At 51.9% G+C, this 17,263-nt stretch carries 17 protein-coding genes; 9 read left to right on the forward strand and 8 right to left on the reverse strand.

What is annotated here, in order from left to right; genetic code table 11:
* Nucleotides 1–33: 33 nt before the first annotated feature.
* Entirely contained in the window at nucleotides 34–1,002 is a 969-nt protein-coding gene (gene zntB / locus ACMHXH_RS14340) for a zinc transporter ZntB (RefSeq protein WP_413738208.1), read from the reverse strand.
* A 386-nt stretch (nucleotides 1,003–1,388) separates the two neighbouring features.
* Between zntB and ACMHXH_RS14345 the strand changes: the two genes are divergently transcribed.
* Entirely contained in the window at nucleotides 1,389–1,763 is a 375-nt protein-coding gene (locus ACMHXH_RS14345) for a YacL family protein (protein ID WP_039035814.1), read from the forward strand.
* Between the two features lie 55 nt (nucleotides 1,764–1,818).
* On the opposite strand, the gene ACMHXH_RS14350 is transcribed toward ACMHXH_RS14345, so the two are convergent.
* Nucleotides 1,819–2,448: a response regulator gene (locus ACMHXH_RS14350; protein ID WP_101052500.1), complete on the reverse strand. Its 630-nt coding sequence runs from the start codon at nucleotides 2,446–2,448 to the stop codon at nucleotides 1,819–1,821.
* Entirely contained in the window at nucleotides 2,441–4,150 is a 1,710-nt protein-coding gene (gene narQ / locus ACMHXH_RS14355) for a nitrate/nitrite two-component system sensor histidine kinase NarQ (RefSeq protein ID WP_039035815.1), read from the reverse strand. The genes ACMHXH_RS14350 and narQ overlap by 8 nt, the downstream gene beginning before the upstream one ends.
* Before the next feature lie 315 nt (nucleotides 4,151–4,465).
* Here narQ and nrfA point away from each other — a divergent pair, with 315 nt between their 5' ends.
* A complete protein-coding gene (gene nrfA, locus ACMHXH_RS14360; protein ID WP_039035816.1) occupies nucleotides 4,466–5,869 on the forward strand; it encodes an ammonia-forming nitrite reductase cytochrome c552 subunit in 1,404 nt (467 codons plus the stop codon).
* 93 nt (nucleotides 5,870–5,962) lie between these two features.
* Here the strand turns inward: nrfA and ACMHXH_RS14365 are convergent, their stop codons facing one another.
* A complete protein-coding gene (locus ACMHXH_RS14365) occupies nucleotides 5,963–6,505 on the reverse strand; it encodes a hydrolase (protein ID WP_039036015.1) in 543 nt (180 codons plus the stop codon).
* A gap of 301 nt (nucleotides 6,506–6,806) precedes the next feature.
* On the opposite strand from ACMHXH_RS14365, the gene glnK reads away from it, so the two are divergent.
* The 4 genes from glnK (at nucleotide 6,807) to ACMHXH_RS14385 (ending at nucleotide 10,389) form a co-directional block, all read left to right on the forward strand.
* Nucleotides 6,807–7,145 carry a P-II family nitrogen regulator gene (gene glnK, locus ACMHXH_RS14370; RefSeq protein ID WP_025011521.1) on the forward strand — a complete coding sequence of 113 codons (339 nt, stop codon included), beginning with the start codon at nucleotides 6,807–6,809 and terminating at the stop codon, nucleotides 7,143–7,145.
* A 10-nt stretch (nucleotides 7,146–7,155) separates the two neighbouring features.
* Nucleotides 7,156–8,406, forward strand: coding sequence for an ammonium transporter (locus ACMHXH_RS14375; protein WP_144360979.1), 1,251 nt, complete (start codon nucleotides 7,156–7,158; stop codon nucleotides 8,404–8,406).
* 290 nt (nucleotides 8,407–8,696) lie between these two features.
* Complete coding sequence (locus ACMHXH_RS14380) at nucleotides 8,697–9,068, forward strand: hypothetical protein (protein ID WP_233962956.1); 372 nt, start codon at nucleotides 8,697–8,699, stop codon at nucleotides 9,066–9,068.
* 91 nt (nucleotides 9,069–9,159) lie between these two features.
* Complete coding sequence (locus ACMHXH_RS14385; protein WP_335912593.1) at nucleotides 9,160–10,389, forward strand: hypothetical protein; 1,230 nt, start codon at nucleotides 9,160–9,162, stop codon at nucleotides 10,387–10,389.
* Nucleotides 10,390–10,565: 176 nt separating this feature from the next.
* Here the strand turns inward: ACMHXH_RS14385 and ACMHXH_RS14390 are convergent, their stop codons facing one another.
* Both ACMHXH_RS14390 and ACMHXH_RS14395 read right to left on the reverse strand, forming a co-directional pair.
* Nucleotides 10,566–11,855 carry a DUF4785 domain-containing protein gene (locus ACMHXH_RS14390; RefSeq protein ID WP_335912592.1) on the reverse strand — a complete coding sequence of 430 codons (1,290 nt, stop codon included), beginning with the start codon at nucleotides 11,853–11,855 and terminating at the stop codon, nucleotides 10,566–10,568.
* Nucleotides 11,856–11,865: 10 nt separating this feature from the next.
* Nucleotides 11,866–12,723: a hypothetical protein gene (locus ACMHXH_RS14395; RefSeq protein ID WP_144360982.1), complete on the reverse strand. Its 858-nt coding sequence runs from the start codon at nucleotides 12,721–12,723 to the stop codon at nucleotides 11,866–11,868.
* Nucleotides 12,724–13,247: 524 nt separating this feature from the next.
* Here ACMHXH_RS14395 and aroG point away from each other — a divergent pair.
* Nucleotides 13,248–14,303 (forward strand): 3-deoxy-7-phosphoheptulonate synthase AroG, encoded by a 1,056-nt coding sequence (gene aroG / locus ACMHXH_RS14400; RefSeq protein WP_039036012.1) that lies wholly within the window; start codon nucleotides 13,248–13,250, stop codon nucleotides 14,301–14,303.
* Between the two features lie 38 nt (nucleotides 14,304–14,341).
* Here aroG and ACMHXH_RS14405 read toward each other — a convergent pair whose 3' ends face one another.
* Nucleotides 14,342–14,515 carry a hypothetical protein gene (locus tag ACMHXH_RS14405; protein ID WP_096142315.1) on the reverse strand — a complete coding sequence of 58 codons (174 nt, stop codon included), beginning with the start codon at nucleotides 14,513–14,515 and terminating at the stop codon, nucleotides 14,342–14,344.
* A gap of 316 nt (nucleotides 14,516–14,831) precedes the next feature.
* Between ACMHXH_RS14405 and ACMHXH_RS14410 the strand changes: the two genes are divergently transcribed.
* A complete protein-coding gene (locus ACMHXH_RS14410) occupies nucleotides 14,832–16,637 on the forward strand; it encodes an ABCB family ABC transporter ATP-binding protein/permease (RefSeq protein ID WP_071477159.1) in 1,806 nt (601 codons plus the stop codon).
* Between the two features lie 61 nt (nucleotides 16,638–16,698).
* Entirely contained in the window at nucleotides 16,699–16,968 is a 270-nt protein-coding gene (locus tag ACMHXH_RS14415) for a hypothetical protein (protein WP_039036010.1), read from the forward strand.
* 13 nt (nucleotides 16,969–16,981) lie between these two features.
* On the opposite strand, the gene ACMHXH_RS14420 is transcribed toward ACMHXH_RS14415, so the two are convergent.
* Nucleotides 16,982–17,194 (reverse strand): hypothetical protein, encoded by a 213-nt coding sequence (locus ACMHXH_RS14420; RefSeq protein WP_202932803.1) that lies wholly within the window; start codon nucleotides 17,192–17,194, stop codon nucleotides 16,982–16,984.
* Nucleotides 17,195–17,263 lie beyond the last annotated feature (69 nt).

Genomic DNA, 17,263 nt, shown 5'->3' on the forward strand with positions numbered 1-17,263 from the left:
TCTTCTTTACAACCACTGCTTGCGTCATTGATTCTAAAGCCACTTATAGCGATAGAACAGCCACAACTGTCCTCCCACCAATATCAGCAGAAATAGGCAAAAGGCTCCGAAGGCCCAGCCGACATCGGCGCCCGGGATCCCGGCGATATTGACCCCGAGCAGACCTGTGAGAAACCCCAGTGGCAGGAAGACGGCGCTGATCAGCGACAGGAAATAGAGGCGGCGATTGACGGCCTCGGCCTGACGGTTTTGCATCTCCTCCTGGGTGACGCTGGCTCTGTCTCTTATTGCGTCCAGATCTTCGATGCAGCGAATGAGTTGATCGTTGATTTCGTTGAATTTAAGCCGCTGCTGTTCATCAAATATCTTGGCCGAGTCTGCCAGCAGGCGGCTAAAGGCTTCCCGCTGCGGCGCCAGGTAGCGCCGGACCACCACTATCTGGCGCCTGAGCTCGGCGATGTCGCTGCGCAGATCCTTGTCGTTACCGGCCATGACCTTGTCTTCCAGGTCGTCGACGGTTTCCTCCAGCCGGTCGATAAACTCCGTCTTCCGCTGGGTGAGCCGTTGCGTCAACGTCAACAAGTATTCTCCTGTGTTGCCGGGGCCAGCGCCTTGGCCGACGCTTTGGATGATGTCATTGACCGATAATAGCTCGCGACTGCTGGTGCTGATTATTCTGTGATTGTCCAGGTAGAGGCGTATCGACACCATGTCTTCCGGGTCAGCCCCGGGGTTGTGATTGACCCCTCTGAGCGCCAGCAGGAAACCCTGGCCGGATTGTACCACCCTGGGGCGAGTGTCCTGCGCCAACAGTGCTGCCACTTCCAGCGCTTCCAGGCCGCTGTGTTGTTGCAACCACTGACGGTTGGATTTCTTCTTATAGTCCAGATGCAGCCAGAGTATACCCTGCTCTGGCTGCCAGTCGCTGACCTGTTGCAGCGTCAACTCCTTGCCTGCCATCTCTCCACTGAGCAGCAAGGCACAAAACTGTTTTTCGGCCATAGATTCACTCTCATAGATTTGCTTTAGTTCAAGCTAACCTAGTTATACCACTGGGCATAGGAATTTACTCATTCAGTGGCAATGAAAAGCTCGGCAGGCAAGTAAGGTCATGGGGGGGATCGGGATAAAGCGACATTGGCTTGCGCCGCATGCGCGCTTTTTCGACTCGCGCTTTGGGAATTTGTCAGCCATTCGATGATTACACCAACTTGTCTCGCTGTAGCATCACTATGCCATTGCCAATCTTCAATGGCTTAAATGGCTCAGAGCAGAGCTAACTGAGGAATACGGCTATAGAAAGTAAAGCATGGGCATAACTATGGGCAATCCCCGGGGCTCTGGGTTAAAATTAGTATAGGTTTGATTACAGCAAAAGAAGTGGCACCATGGAATACGAATTTCGGCGCAATTCACTGACGGGAACCGCAATGGCCCGCTTCAGTATGGAGCATCATGTACTGGGGCAATGGTTCTCTGAAGAGTTGGCGGATGACGTCGAGATCTGCACTCGGGTCAAACAGGCATTGGCAGACTTACAGTCAGGACGCATTCGCGAATGGCAGTTGATTGGCCGGGATCTGACGCTGCAACTGGATCAGGAGCAGGTGCGTGTTTACGCCAATGTGCTCGAATTCGGCGAGAGTCAGGAGTTGGATGAGTCCCTCTCCCTCTATGATGCCGAGTCAGAAGCCTGGTGCGGCCTGGAAGACTTTCAGGATGTGCTTGAAAGTTGGTGTGACTTTCTGCACCAGAGTCGCTGATTAAGCGGCGTTGGCAACTATGAGAAGGGACGCGGGAGCGTCCCTTTTTTGTGGCTTAACGGTTGAGGTAACGCACAGCCATCTCGGTGCGGGACTTGGCATTGGCCTTGCGAAGCAGGTTTTTGACATGCACCTTGACCGTGCCTTCGCTGATATGTAGTTCTTCGGAGATTACCCTGTTGCTCTGGCCTTCAGCCAGATGCTGCAGTATCTGCAATTCTCTCGGTGTCAGGCTGTCGAGCCAGGCTTCCTCCTCGGCGGCATTTTTCAATTCAAACAGATAGTCTTCCACTTCGGCGCTGATCACTCGGTGGCCGGACATGGCTTCTTTTAGTTGCCCGAGCAGCAGATCGGGTTCAGTATCCTTGAGCAGGTAACCATCGGCGCCGGCTCGCAGTAAACGGATAACATCCTGTTTGGCATCGGAAACCGTCAGGATAACGATTCTGGAGGTCACTCCCTCCTGACGCAGGGCGTTCAGGGTATCTAGGCCTGTCATACCTTTCATATTCAGATCCAGCAGGATAATGTCCGGCTCGTTTTCGGCGGTAGCCGCCAGGGCGTCGAGCCCGGTACCGGCTTCACCGAAGAGACTAAAGTCAGGATCGGATGCCAGTAACTGACAGATACCGCGACGCAGTAAGGGATGGTCATCGACTACCAGAACTGAATAAGGTTTACCCATGATGTGGCTCCTGCTGAGGTGGGAAAGTCAGGACAACACTGGTGCCTCCCGACGCATTGCTGGAAAATTCAACCATACCCGAGAGACGGCTGGCTCGTTCGTGCATTATCCCTATGCCGAAATGTTGATCCCTTTCCTTGATATGCGCCAGGCCTATGCCGTTGTCTTCGACACTGATAACCACCATGTTATCAGAGTTCTTTTCGCAGCTGATACAAATACGACTCGCATTTGCATGTTTAATGGCATTGAGGGTGGCTTCTCGGGTGAGCTGCAGAATGTGAATGTGTTGGTGCGCCGCCAGTAACTGTGGCGGCAGGCGATAGCTGAGTTCCAGCTCTGTATCTGTTTGGCCGCGCAGTTGCTCCAGCATGGCTTCGAGGGCGTTGCGCAGATTGGGTTCTTTAACGGTCAGGCGGAAGGTCGACAGCAGTTCTCTGAGTTGGGCGTAGGCTGTGGTCACCCCCTCATTGAGTTCTTCGAGCTGTTGGGTTACCGCCGGGCTTTTGCAGCTCTGGTCGAGGCCTTTTCGCAACAAGCTTATTTGGATTTTCAGGAACGACAAGAGTTGCCCAAGAGAATCGTGCAGCTCTCTGGCGATAACTGCCCGCTCTTCCAGCAGAGCCAGCTGTTGGCGCTGCTCGGAGGCGTTGTGAATCACAATCGAGCGAGCCAGCATGATGGCGAAGTTTTCAAACAGGGGCACATTGATATCGTGCTTGCCTATCACTTCCAGAAAGCCGAGTTCCTGCTGTTCAAATTTGAGCGGAAACTGCATGGTCTGTCCGGATTGCGGCCAGATATCCTCGTCGGTAGCTATCACCTCCATGGCATCTTCATCCTGCTGAATAATCAGCCGCAGATGTTGCAGGTGCTCATACTCCTTGAGTTGCAGCAGCGACTGCCGCATTACCTCGAAATTGAGTTTGCCCGAATGCAGCAACACCAGATTGTCATAAAGAAACTTGAGCTCACGGTTGGCACGGGTCAACGCCAGAGTCTTCTCCTTCACCTGAGTTTCCAGGTTGCCGTAGAGAGTTGCCAGCTCCTGAGCCGTACTGTCGAGGGCATCGGAAAGAGCGCTGAGCTCAATATATTCCGTCTTCGGCATTTCGACGGCAAAGTTACCTTTGGATATAGTGTTGGCCGATTCCATCATCTGTTGCAGCGGCACCACCACCTTGCGTTTGGTAAAGCGCACGGCGATAAAGGCAATCAGCAGCATCAAACCCAGACCTACTATCTGGCTGATGGCCAGCAATCTTAGTTTGAAGGCGGCATGGTGCTCCATCTCCAATACCAGCAAATCTATGGTATCGACAAAGTCTTTCAGCGAGGAGGCGTAGTTGCGTGAGTCTTCCTGCTCTATGTAGTACTTCATGACCTTCCACTTGCTGATCACCAGTTGGTACTGCTGCCCGAGCCTGGCAGGCGATGACCAGTCCATAGAGCGTACCAAGGCATCTGAGTAGAGGGTATTTTCAAATTCGCGAATTTTTTGCAGCGCTTCTTCACTGCCGGAGTTGGCATAAAACATCAGCCGGTAGCTCTGCATCCGCAATGAACCGGAAGCGTTGATCGCCCTGGCATCCCCCAGGCTGTAAGACAGATTGATAATGGCAAAAGTGGCCAAACCGCTTGAAAGCAGGATAAGGGTCAGCATTAAGCCTAAAATGGTAGAGGTCAAACTGCCTCGTTTCATGAAATATTCACTCACTTTTGCTAAGGTTTCCTCAGTCCCTGCAGTGTTGCTCTCGATGACCGGAAAGGAAACGCGCCGATAAGATTGTCGAGAATAAAAAAGGACTTGGGTCTCAGAGTTCTACATTAGCCAGCACTTGAATACATTAACAAGAGTACAAAAATGTGAACAACATCGCCTTCACATTTTGATCTGGCGCAAACTTCGCCCCGGATACCCCCTAAGAGGTATATTTTTGGTGTATTCAAGCGGCTACTTTTGACCTTGGAGATGTCGTGGTTATTGCAAATAACGATAAAGTAACACGGAGATGAGATGGTGAAAAAATTAAACCAAAAATCCTTTGCACTCAGTGCATTGGTCGCCGCAAGCCTAATGGCTGCCGGTGCGTTTGCGAGTGACAAGACCGAGCCTCGCAACGAAGTCTACAAAGACAAGTACAAAAATCAATATGCCAGTTGGCATGACACTGCAAAGAGTTCTGAAATTGTTGATGTATTGGCAGAAGATCCCAACCTGGTCATCATGTGGGCCGGTTATGGTTTCGCCAAGGACTACAATGCCCCTCGTGGCCACATTTATGCCGTGACGGATGTGCGCAATACCCTGCGTACCGGTGCGCCAAAGAGTGCCGAAGATGGCCCAATGCCAATGGCTTGCTGGAGCTGTAAGAGCCCGGATGTACCTCGCCTGATTGAAGAGCAGGGTGAAGATGGTTACTTCACCGGCAAGTGGGCCAAAGGTGGCCCTGAAGTGGTTAACGCCATAGGTTGTGGTGACTGTCACGAGAAAGGCTCGCCTAAGCTGCGCTTGGGCCGTCCTTTTGCCGAGCGCGCCATGGATACCCTGGGTACACCATTTGATAAGGCCTCCCGTAAAGACAAGCAATCCATGGTTTGTGGTCAGTGTCACGTAGAATACTACTTTGAGAAAGTGGAAGGCCGTAAGGGCTTTGTTAAGTTCCCATGGGATCAAGGTACTACAGTGGAATCCATGGAAGCCTACTACGATGCCATTGAGTTTGCCGACTGGACTCACGCCTTGTCCAAGACACCTATGTTGAAGGCACAGCACCCAGGCTATGAAACTTGGCAGTTGGGGGTACACGGTAAGAACAACGTGACTTGTGTTGACTGTCACATGCCGAAAGTAACCAACGACAAGGGGCGTAAGTTCACCGATCACAAAGTGGGTAATCCTTTCGACCGCTTCGAAGAAACCTGTGCTCAGTGCCACACTCAGAGCAAAGAGTTTATGGAGAATCTGACTGCCGAGCGTAAAGCCAAGGTTAATGAGCTGAAGTTGAAGGCTGAAGATCAAATCGTCAAGGCGCACTTCGAAGCTGCTGCCGCCTGGAAAGCCGGTGCGACTGAAGTCGAAATGAAGCCAATCCTGACTGATATCCGTCATGCTCAATGGCGCTGGGATTATGCTATCGCCTCTCACGGTGTCGCGGCTCACGCTCCTGATGAAGCGCTGCGGGTACTGGGTACTGCGGTTGACAAGGCTGCCAACGCCCGGGTGAAACTGGCGCAGTTGCTGGCCAAGAAAGGTATCGTTGATCCTGTCGCTCTGCCTGATATCTCCACCAAGGCCAAGGCTCAGGCCGCTCTGGGTATGGACATGAAGAAGATGGTTTCCGACAAGGAAGACTTCAAGAAAAATGTTCTGCCCAAGTGGGATGCTGAAGCCAAGAAGCGTGAAGCGACCTACAAGTAACAGTCGTTAACACTCGTAAATGAAAAATCCCCGCACCGCGGGGATTTTTTTATCTTACAAGAAATCAGTGGTAGCCCGTGAGGGATTACAGACCTATTTGATCAGCTTAAGCAGAGCCTTGAAGCGTTCACCTTCTGCCTGATGTTGCAGTTCAAACAGTAAAGATTCGCTGTTGTTGAGCCTGGCTCCCTGCTGCTTCATCATCTCTATTCCCAAGCGTTTGTTGCTTTCACTGCGGGAGCTGACGGCATCGGCTATCAAGTGCACATCGAAACCCTGCTCGATAAGATCACCACAGGTTTGATAGACACAGACATGTGTCTCTATCCCGGCCAGCAGTACCTGTTTGCGGCCCGCGCTCAACAGTGCCTCACGGAACGCCGGGCAGTGCCAGCCACTGAAGTGATGCTTGGCAATCGGCGATGTGGTTTTGGATAGCAGGGCGGCCAGTGACTCTGTAGTGGGGCCGAGCTTCTGCGGCAACTGTTCCAGCCAGAGCACCGGGATATCAAACAAGGCTGTGCCTTCTATCAGCATGGCCAGTTGCTGATGCAGCTGTTCACTCTTGTCCATTATCTGCGCCAGTTTACCCTGAACATCCACTATGACCAGCACACATTCTTCCGCTTTTAACATCTTGTTCTCCTTCTGGTTGGCCTTAGGACAGGTGTAAACGAGCCCTGCTTTTGCTTCAGTAAACCTAAGGACATTCAGTTAACGACAGGACAGGGCTTAAGCCAATAGGCCTTAGGTCGTAGATGATTGCGCTTTTTTTGTGCGCCTGAGCCTTGCTTGCACTTAATTGGTGCATATCTGCAGCTCTCAACCTGGTCCGTAAAAACTAACTCTTTATAAAACAAAAAATTAACATTTTGGCCTAATGTTTGAATTGCTTTTGGCATAACACCAATACAGCAAGGCGATTCTGGAGGTCTGGATGAAATTAGTCAGCGCAATCATTAAGCCGTTCAAGCTCGATGATGTCCGCGAAGCGATTGCGGGCATAGGCATTGAGGGGATGACGGTCACCGAAGTTAAAGGTTTTGGTCGGCAAAAAGGACATACAGAGCTCTATCGGGGAGCCGAGTATCAGGTGGACTTTCTGCCCAAGGTCAAGCTCGAGATAGCCACTAAGGCGGAGAATCTTGAGCACCTGCTGGAGGTCATCACCAATGCCGCTCATACCGGCAAGATAGGTGACGGCAAGATCTTTGTGACAGATCTGGAACAGGTTATCCGTATTCGTACGGGCGAAACAGACACAGAAGCGCTGTAAGGGGGAGAAGATGGAAGAACTGAGCAAATTGGGTACTACGGTCACAGAGCTGCGTTTTGCGCTGGACACCTTTTACTTTCTGATCTCCGGCGCGCTGGTGATGTGGATGGCGGCGGGTTTCGCCATGCTGGAGGCCGGGTTGGTGCGTTCCAAAAATACCACAGAGATACTCACCAAAAACATCTGTCTCTATTCAATTGCCTGTATCACCTACCTGATTGTGGGTTACAACATCATGTATGTGGACAATGGTGAGGGTGGCTGGCTGCCGAGCATCAGCACCTTGATAGGAGCTCAAGCCGCCGACGCCGACCATGCGCTGGAGTCTGATTTCTTCTTCCAGGTGGTATTTGTGGCTACAGCCATGTCGATTGTTTCCGGCGCCGTGGCCGAGCGCATGCGCCTGTGGGCTTTCCTGGCATTCAGCCTGGTAATGACGGCAGTCATCTATCCGGTGGAAGGTTACTGGACCTGGGGCGGTGGTTTCCTTTCCGAAGCCGGCTTTGTCGACTTTGCCGGTAGCGGCATAGTGCATATGGCCGGTGCGGCCGCGGCCTTGGCCGGTGTCTTGCTGCTGGGAGCCCGCAAAGGTAAATATGGCGCCAATGGCCAGGTTAACCCTATCCCGGGTTCCAACCTGCCGCTGGCAACCCTGGGGACTTTTATCCTCTGGATGGGCTGGTTTGGTTTCAACGGTGGTTCTCAGTTACTGGTCTCTGATGCCGAAAATGCCAGCGCTGTGGCCAAAGTCTTCGTTAACACCAATTCGGCGGCGGCCTTCGGTGCGGTATCTGCACTGATCGTCTGTAAGATGGTGTGGGGCAAGGCCGACTTGACCATGATACTCAATGGTACTTTGGCTGGTTTGGTGGCTATCACGGCCGATCCATTGTCGCCCTCGCTGCCGATGGCGGGTGTGATAGGCCTGGTAGCCGGCGGTTTGGTGGTGTTCTCCATTGTGGGCTTTGACCGCATCAAGATAGACGATCCTGTCGGGGCTATCTCGGTGCACGGGGTCGCCGGTTTCTTCGGTTTGATGATGGTGCCTCTGTCCAATGCCGAAGCCAGTGTGACAGGGCAGCTGTTTGGCGCTGCGGTGATCTCTGCCTGGGTGTTCCTGGCGTCATTGCTGGTGTGGGGCGCCTTGAAAGTGACCATGGGGATCCGGGTGACCGAAGAGGAAGAGTACAACGGTATGGACGCGTCGGACTGTGGTATCGATGCCTATCCTGAGTTTGTAACTGTCAAGAACGCCAACTGAGAGGCCAAGAACGCCAATTGATAAGTCAAGAACGCCAATTGATAAGTCAAGAATGCCAGCTGATAAGCCATGAGTGTTCTTGAGAGATCAAGCAGGCTTCCTTCACCTTTAAGCCATCTCTTGTGAGGTGGCTTTTGGTTAGAGCTGGCTTTGGGGTTACCGGCCTTGTTGTTACCTTGCTTGGCGGGAGTCGGCCAGGAAAAGCGCATTTAGGGGCTATGGCGCTTGATGACAGACGCTCTTGGGGGCAGACTGAAAGCAGAAACAGCCTGGAGCCTAAGGGGATGGCGATGAAGACTCTCAGTGTAATGAAGCTGACCGGTACTTTTCTCGGTGCTTTGTTAATTACCTTGCTGTGGCTTGGCAATGCCGAGGCAGGTCAAGTGGTGGTTCGTGATGCCAGTGAGCCCTTCGATGCCTTTGCCGTCAGGGATGAATTACTGCGTCAGCATGAGTGGCAGGAACTACTGCGCTCGCAGCAACAACTGGAGATCCTCCGCAGCCTGCCTGCCATATGTGTTCCTTACATGCGCCCCTATCGCTACTTTTCCTGCAATGGCCATTTTTATCGCCCCTATCTTTACCGGCAACAGCAGCTATATATAGGGATCCCCAAGCCGGGTTCTGAAGTTATCGCTCCCGGGAATGAAGGCTTGAACTAGGGGATATTCACATTTTGTCACCCTTTGGCGCGGCAGGAGTGGCCAGTCTGACTTAAGCTTTCAGTAAAGAAGCCTTAACTCAGGAGGCCTTATGTTCTCAGGCACTTTCTCAAGCGCTTTCTCCGGCTCTCTCACTCATTCTTTCTTTGGCACTCTATCCACTACCATCTTGAGTCGCTTAATTGGTGCGGTTTTGCTGCTGCTATTTTGCGGTTGCAGCAGTACCCCGGTGCCAAGCAAGATGGCTCTTGGCAGCCTGTTTCAGGATAACCAATTCAAAGAGGCAGGGAATATCCCCGAGCCCGCCGAGTTATTCGCCTTGCCTCCCGAGGCGGTGCAGTTGCTCAGAGGTGCCTATAGCCGCGGTGCACTCATCTCCAATCAGCAGTTGGCCCACGAGTGGTTGGCTGACTATATCCATGCCGACAAGGGCGGCTTTCGCTATCAGGACAACTATACCCGCACCGCCGCCGAAACCTTTCATGATAGGTCTGGAAACTGCATGTCACTGGTGATCCTGACGGCGGCCATGGCGCAACAACTGGGGATAGAGGTTGAATTTCGCGACGTGGAAGTGCCTCCGGTCTGGGATCGCCAAGGCGCCTTTTATCTGGTCAATGGTCATATCAACCTCAAGTTATACCCGCCCAAGAGCAATCAGGTCTTCCATGTTACCGAGCGTTCCATTCTGGTGGATTTCCTGCCCGAGCGTGCTGTGCGCAGCTATAAGGTCAATAAGATCAGCCAAAGTACTGTGGTCGCCATGTATTACAACAATGCGGCGGCCGAGGCATTGATCAATGAGAATTGGGATCTCGCATACGGCTTGTTGAAAAAGAGCCTGCAACAGCAGAGTCTGTTTATTCCGGCGCTCAACAGCCTGGCGGTGCTCTATCGCGCCAGGGGCATGGAACAGATGGCCGAGCGGGTCTACCGCTATGCGTTGACGCTTGAGCCGGAAAACATGACTACCCTCTATAACCTGGCGGTCATGCTGAGCAGCCAGGACAGACTGGATGAATGGGCCGAAGTGCACAAGGTACTGGAGCTTGCCCGGATCCGTAATCCTTATTACTACTATGATATGGCGCAACAAGCCTACATGGATCGCCAATATGATAAGGCGCTGAGTTGGTATCGAAGAGCGATTGAGAAGGCGGATTATCGTCACGAGTTTTACTTTGGTTTGTCCAGAACCTACTGGGCAAAAGGGGACTCCGACCGGGCGAAGAGCAATCTGCAAAAGGCGTTGGCGCTGGCCGGTGACGGCGAGCAGAAAAAACGCTATCAGGCCAAGTTGCATGCGATGGAAGGGCATTGATTCAAAAGCTTGGCTAAAAGAGCGGGGTTATAAAGGCGCAATTGGTTAAGCCAAGTTGTAGGGTAAAAAGCCCGATGCTGACATCTGTATCGGGCTTTGTTGCTTTTGGGTTATAAGTTGCTTTGGGCTATAAGTTGCTTTCTGGTTATAAGTTTCTCTCTGCCTGAAAGCTGGCCTTAAAGGGCATCGAAACTCAGCGCCTTGTCGCGGTAACTCAAGCGCGCCATCTGCCCCATATCCTTGAGCTCAACGGCCCTGACACCATAGGGCGGCTTTAAGCCCGAATTTTGGATTAGCTCAAGGTTTAGAGGCAACTGCAGACTGTTTTGCTCTTGTGTCAGCCAGGCCGCAGTCTCACTCTGCAGTATGGCGATTTCCCGACCTTGGGCATCGGTCCCTGTGAGTATTGCCGACACCCCAAAACGACCACTTTGGGCCAGCTCCAGCGTAAAGTTAAGAGTGCTTGGCAGACCATTTTGCCAACCCACTTTGATTTCGGGTGCCAGCCGCGCCGATGGATAGAACTGCTTGAAGGCGGTCTTGACTGTACGTCGTACCAAGGTGTTATCCACCTGGGTCTCAATATCGACTACCAATTCACTGAACCCCGCATTGCTTGAGGGCATGGGCAGCTGCTCATTTTGCAGTCGCCAGCTGTTGCCACTTTGGCTGAGTTGCAGTGGGGTTTGCTCGCCGCTTGCTTGCTGTAGCCGGGCACTGGCCAAACGAGGTGAACCCAGGGCCTTATCGTTCTCAAGCGCCAGCTCCAACTCGAGATGGGTGTTGGCCTCGAGTGATGATGGGGTGCTTAACTTGAGATGATAGGCAGAGCCTTTCTCTTTGACATTAACCAGATAGTTGTCAGTGGCGGTCAGCGCTGCGGCGACCTGCAGGCGATAGAGGCCGGGCTTGATATCTGAGCTCAGCAACAGGGCACTGGAGTCATCATCCATTCCGGCGCTGGCCAGAGACTCAGAGTCTACGGCGCGGCGGATAAGACGCTTGTTCTCAGTTTTGCCTGCGGCTGAGCTGAGTTGAACTGCGTCCGGAGCAATGCTCTTGGGGGCCGTCGGGGCGCCGCTGCTTTTATCCCAGCGAGGCGCCAGACGGATAACGCTGCTGCCTTGGGTTAATGGCAGCTCTATGCCTTGGTTAAGCTCGGAGCCTGTAACCATCAACCAGTATTCATCACTGCTGGCACTGGCGGTTTTGTCCGGCAGCTGGGCTTGATACTCCCCTGACAGCGCCCTGACAAAGCTGACATCTTCCCTGGAGGTATTCAAGGGCGGCAATTGCCCTGTATCTAGCTCTTCTCCTGCTTTGATATCGCTTGCCTGGGGCGGAGCCATGGCCAAGGTCAGGCTTTTGGGCTGCTGGTTCTGTGCTACCTTGGTATCATCCTGGCAACCCGTGAGGCTCAGGAGTATCGCTGCCAGCAGCGGTGTCTTGCTGATATGCATCTTCATACTTACCTCCTCAGATATGATTGCGCAGAAGGGTGTCGAGATTAAAACAGGCCCGGCGGCTTTGATGGTGACTCAAAGGTTCTCTGTCACGGGTTTTCTGCTTATCGGTAAACCAGACACTGCCGGCGGCACTCTGGGAGCTGCACTCAAGAAAACCGTCGGAGCAGTTATCCAACCAGTTTTGGGTGGTCTCCAACCCGACCTGGTACTGATAACCGCCGCAATAGCTGTCGCTGTCCCAAACTGCCGATTCCACGTCTGAGCCGACAACAGCTTCAAAAGGCTTACCCAGAGAAGGACGCCCGGCTGTGCCGTACAGCCATTGACTGTTGTATTGCGCCATCCAGCCCACTTGCTGCTGTTTGACGGCGTCACTGTCGTAACCGAGCAGCCAGCCGAGACTGGTTTCAAACACATTGCCTTGAGTGACGGCATCGGCCAGTGGTGTACCGGCACTGGAAGGCGCCAGCGCTATCACTCGGCTGATGCTGTTGATCACAGCTGGATAACGTCCATCCCAGGTGGGATTGGACAAGACCCAGCGCACTATGTTGCCGCCATTGGAGTGGGTGATAAGGATCAGTTGATCCAGATTGCGGGCGTTGATAAAGCTCAGCAGCTGATCGACCAAACAGCCGGCAGCGGCCTCATCCCACATATATTGCTCGAAGTCACAGTTGATGACCTGATAGTTACTCGGGGTGCTGATACCTTGACGAACTGAATCGACAAACTCGCGGGTCCAGTAATCGTTCAGGGCATCGGTTTGTTTTCCTGTTCCATGGACAAAGGCGACGCCGGTGGCGCCATGACTCAGGGAGCAGACACTACAAAGACCCAACATCATCAGGGTGGTGGATATTTTCATGTCGCATTTCTCTTGTTGATTATCATTATTTTGTGAATGGATAAATATGCTTATCCGCTAATCAAGTTAGTTGTAATGTTTGCTTGCGGCAAGTCAATTGTTGAAATATTGGCTAGGTTAAGCCAATTGGAATGGGTAGTTGTATATGTAGGAATTTATTGATTTTTTAGTTAAATATAACAGTTGATCATGAGAGGTGGGAGTCACTTTTGAGCGCACTCTATAAATGAGTTACTTGCCTATAAATAGGAATTCAATAGGGTTTGATTCAAACCATGTGAGAGCTTGTAGCGATAAGGGCTAATCCTTGATTGAAAGGTGGTGTTGGTGGTTTGTTTATCAACAAGGCTGTGTTTAGGGAATTTCTCATTAGAAGGCAGGGATTATCATACAAAAAATAAGAAATAACATGAATTGCAGAGAAATCCATATAAGTTAATTGCATTGGTTGAATATAGCGGATAGATTGAAACTGTTATTCAAAACAAGAGATTCTTATCAATAGCCGGAGCTGTGTGACGTTTATGTATTACCAGAATGATGATGTACGGATTAATGAAGTTAAAGAGTTACTGCCACCGATAGCCATTCTGGAACGATTTCCGGCAACCGAACGCGCCTCATCCACCGTCTTTAAAGCCAGGAAGAATATTCACAAAATCCTGCATGGACAGGACGATCGCCTGCTGGTGGTGATAGGCCCATGCTCTATTCACGACCCTGAGGCCGCGCTGGAATATGGTGCGCGTTTGGCCAAACTCAGAACGGCCTATCAGGATCAGTTGGAAGTGGTGATGCGGGTCTATTTCGAGAAACCCAGAACGACAGTGGGCTGGAAGGGGCTGATTAACGATCCATACATGGATAACAGCTTCAAGCTCAACGACGGCCTGAGAACTGCCCGCAAACTGCTGCTGGAATTGAATGACAGCCAGGTACCAACCGCGGGTGAGTTTCTCGATATGATTACCCCGCAATATATGGCCGACCTCATGTGTTGGGGCGCCATCGGCGCCCGTACCACAGAGTCTCAGGTTCACCGCGAGTTGGCGTCAGGCCTGTCTTGTCCTGTGGGATTCAAAAACGGCACAGATGGCACCATCAAGGTGGCGATAGATGCCATTGGGGCCGCTAGCGCGCCCCACCATTTTCTGTCGGTGACCAAGTTTGGTCATTCGGCAATTGTGTCAACCAAGGGTAATGATGACTGCCATATCATTCTGCGTGGTGGACGCGAACCTAACTACAGCTCAGCTCATGTGAACCGGATATGTTCTCAGCTTGAGAAGGTTGGCCTGAAACCTAAGGTGATGATTGACTTCAGTCATGCCAATTCCAGTAAAGACTTCCGGCGTCAGATGTTGGTGGCTGAAGATGTCTGCGGCCAGATTGCCGCTAAACAGCAGGCGATTTTCGGAGTGATGGTGGAGAGTCATCTGGTGGAAGGGCGTCAGGATCTTAATCCCGGGCATCCTCTCTGTTATGGGCAAAGTATTACCGACGCCTGTATCGGTTGGGATGATACAGAGAAACTGCTGTCAATGCTCAATGACAGCGTGCTGAAGCGCCGTCAGGGTTGAGCGTCAATATTATAGGGTTAAAGGCGCCATTGGCGCCTTTACTTTTGGGCTTGCTGTGCCAGGTATTCGTTGGCCTTGGCCAGGCTGCCAAAGGAAGCTATCAGATTGTTACGGCCTTTTTCCTGGATCTCGGGGTTGCCTGATTCGATCATCATCCATACCCAGGTTTGGATCAGTGGCAGGGGCGGGTATTGAACTTTTGAATCCAACATAAGATTTCCTTCAACAGATACAGTAAAAAATCGGTGCGGACCGGTTTGTTTGACATTTTTGAACACTCGTTGCCGCCCGTACTTAGCAGGAAAGAGTAGCAAATTCTTTTTTCATGCATAACCATCTTTCCGCTCTTTGGAGGAATTTTGGCGATAAAAATTCCGTTGCTAGCCATTTAGTCTAGGTTAAATGTTATTTTTGTCATTCTAAAGTGCTGCTTCTGATGATTATTTCCGGGCGGTCAGCCAAACAGATCGCAGACTTGGGCCCCACTCACTGCTACACTCGGAACACTCTTTTCTCCTGGCAAGATGTATGCGTCCAACTCTTTACCTTGAAGGTCCCGTCGATAAGCTCAACTGGCAAGTGCTCAAACTTCTCTGGCCCTATCTGTTGGAATACAAGGGCCGGATTATCCTGGCGCTGCTGTGTCTTGTTGTGGGAAAACTCGCCAGTGTCGGTTTGCCTTTCCTGTTGAAGCATTTGGTTGATGACTTGGGGAGCGCCCAAACGGCGCAGCTGTTGGCCGTGCCTATAGCGCTGGTTTTGGCTTATGGCAGCTTGAGATTAGTCAATGCGCTCACCGGGGAGATCAGGGATACCCTCTTTGGCCGAGTGACCGAGAGGGCGATACGACGCCTGGGATTGCAGGTCTTTGAACATCTGCACCGGCTGGATCTCGGTTTTCACCTCGACAGGCGCACCGGCGGATTATCGCGGGACATAGAGCGCGGCACCAGCGGCATCAGTTTTCTGATGCGTTTTATGGTGTTCAACATAGTACCCACCTTGTTGGAAATCCTGATGGTGGTGGCCATTTTACTGTGGAATTATGGTATCTGGTTTGCGCTGATAACCTTCTGTTCCGTACTGGCCTATGGTTTGTTTTCTGTTGTGACGACTGAGTGGCGTACCTCTTATGTCCGTGAGGCGGCGAAGGCCGACTCGGTATCCAACACCCGCGCTATCGATAGCCTGCTTAACTATGAAACCGTCAAATACTTCAACAATGAAGCCTATGAGGCGAATGAGTATGACAAGGCGTTGGCAGACTGGGAAGTGGCCAAGCGCAAGAATCGTCTGTCGTTGTTCGCCCTCAATGCCGGTCAGGCCACCATTATTGCTGTCGCCATGACTTTAATGCTGGGGCTGGCGGCCTTTGAAGTGACCCGTGGACAGATGACTGTGGGTGACTTTGTATTGATCAACGCCTTTATGATGCAACTCTTTATGCCGCTCAACTTCCTGGGTTTTGTGTATCGTGAAATTCGGGGTGCTTTGGCCAATATAGAGCGGATGTTCTCGCTGCTGGATAAGACTCCGCTGGTAAAAGACAACCCAGCGGCCAAGGATATCGTGCCGACAGAGGGCCGAATCAGCTTTGACTCGGTTGGCTTTGGCTATGGTGACAGGCAGATACTCAAGGGTGTGAGTTTTGAGATAGAGCCCGGGCAGAAGGTGGCTGTCGTGGGTGAAAGCGGCGCCGGTAAATCGACGTTGGTGCGCTTGTTGTTCCGCTTTTACGATGTCAGCCAAGGAGCGATTCGGGTCGATGGTATCGATATTCGCGATATGACCCAAGATGCACTGCGCCGAGCCATTGCCATAGTGCCTCAGGACACTGTGCTGTTTAACGATACTCTGTTTGAGAATATTCGCTATGGCCGCCCCGATGCTTCGGACGCCGAAATCTGGCAGGCGATAGAGTTGGCCCACCTTAAGCAGTTTGTTGAGGCATTACCGCAGCAGGCCCAGACCAAGGTGGGTGAGAGAGGCATGAAACTCTCCGGCGGTGAAAAGCAGCGAGTGGCTATTGCCAGGGCGATATTGAAGCGCTCGCCGATACTGATCTTCGATGAAGCCACCTCGTCGCTGGACAGTCGCTCCGAGCGGGCGATTCTCAAGGCGCTCGACGAAGTTGCCAAGGGTCATACCAGCTTGGTGATTGCCCATAGGTTATCGACAGTGGTGGATGCCGATAAAATCTTAGTGTTGCATCAAGGTCAGTTGGTTGAGTCCGGCACCCATGATAGCCTGTTGGCCGCCGATGGATATTACGCGCGTTTATGGCGGATCCAGCACACAAAACAGGCTGATGAGTCGGTGCAAGTTCAGCATTGATTCAGCCTGGCTGCCGCATACTCGAAAGTCCAAAGTCGCGTCAGCCATGGGGGCAGCACAGATGGAAAACATTGTATTGCAGGTCAATATTGAAGGAATGCAGGACAAAGTCCGTACAGATTGGAATTGTCTGGCGGATGAGCTTAAGGCCCGAGGTATGGATGATGTTGCCCTCAATCAATTACATACCGAGTTACGTGCCGGGCTGAGAGTATCCACCCGCGGCCTGACTCTGTCTATGGTATCTGCAGAACCCTTTAATGAGGCGTTGGAAGGAATTATCAGTGAGTCAAGAAAGCAGGCTCAGTCGCAAGGGGAAGTGCGTAGCTGAGCCTGAGTTGATGCTATTTCTTGGTTTGGTTGCGGTCGGCTTGCCAGCCGTCGCACAGTAGGTTGAAACTATTTTTCGCTTCATTTAGCGGTGTCAGTTCAGTTATTTTACCGCCGCGATAACAGAGCATCTCTCCCTCAATCTCAATTAAACGGCTGCAATTCTTGCAGCTGAGCGATGCAGTTTTGCTCGTTTCCGGCTTGGGGACCTGACTGACAAATGTCATTTTCACTTCAAAATCCTCTGGAAGTGGCAAGTCTTGATTAGGCGCAAGATCTTACCACTTTTGTGATAC

Source organism: Shewanella sp. BJSY2023SW001 (assembly GCF_047314685.1).
Taxonomy (GTDB): domain Bacteria; phylum Pseudomonadota; class Gammaproteobacteria; order Enterobacterales; family Shewanellaceae; genus Shewanella; species Shewanella indica.